The sequence below is a fragment of the Vibrio sp. 03_296 genome (assembly GCF_002265885.1).
In genome coordinates this window covers 1-762 of record NZ_NPKW01000219.1, presented here as the reverse complement: position 1 = coordinate 762, position 762 = coordinate 1, and the positions used below count along the sequence as shown (strand labels likewise).

Genomic DNA, 762 nt, shown 5'->3' with positions numbered 1-762 from the left:
TGAGCTCATCCAGCAGGTGTTCTTATCGTCAAATAACGATAATCGTACCTGCTGCGACGCCCGCTTCTTTGGCTAATTTACTCATCGATAGACCCTGAAAACCGGACTCCGCAATCAACTTCTCTGCCGCAGCCAGGATTTGTTGTTGCTTGTCGTTCTGCTCTTCAGATGACATGGGTTATCCACCAGTGAATGAACGTTCATTCATTATAGCGGAAACAATAGCCATATTGGCAAGTGCTATGTGTGCTATTGAGTAAAAATCTTGTCAATGAGGCAATGGCAATCTCATCACTCGACGACTATTATATGGGCCTCGATTTTTGACCACAGATAAGCGCTATGAAACTGAATCCAAGACAAGACGAAGCCGTGAAATACGTATCAGGTCCCTGCCTCGTGCTTGCGGGGCGGGTTCAGGCAAACACGCGTGATCACCAATAAGATTGCCTATTTGGTGCAACAGTGTGGCTACAAGCGCGTAATATTGCGGCGGTCACCTTCACCAATAAAGCCGCACGTGAGATGAAAGAACGTGTGGGACAGACACTGGGAGGGGAATCAAAAGGCCTGATGGTGTCAACCTTTCACACGCTTGGTTTGAACATCATCAAACGAGAGTATCGTCATTTGGGTTTGAAGTCGGGCTTTTCCTTGTTTGACGATCAAGATCAGCTTGCACTGCTTAAAGAGCTGACTGAAAAACAGCTTGATGGCGATAAAGATCTGCTGCGTCAGTTAATGAGCACTATCTCAAACTGG

The 762-nt window shown here is 46.6% G+C and carries 2 pseudogenes; one reads left to right on the top strand and one right to left on the bottom strand.

Annotated features, from left to right (window positions below):
• Positions 1-31: 31 nt before the first annotated feature.
• Positions 32-175 (bottom strand): annotated as a pseudogene (locus tag CIK04_RS23530) (TetR/AcrR family transcriptional regulator); the annotation flags it as partial.
• 167 nt (positions 176-342) lie between these two features.
• On the opposite strand from CIK04_RS23530, the pseudogene CIK04_RS23525 reads away from it, so the two are divergent.
• Positions 343-762, top strand: a pseudogene (locus CIK04_RS23525) (UvrD-helicase domain-containing protein); the annotation flags it as partial.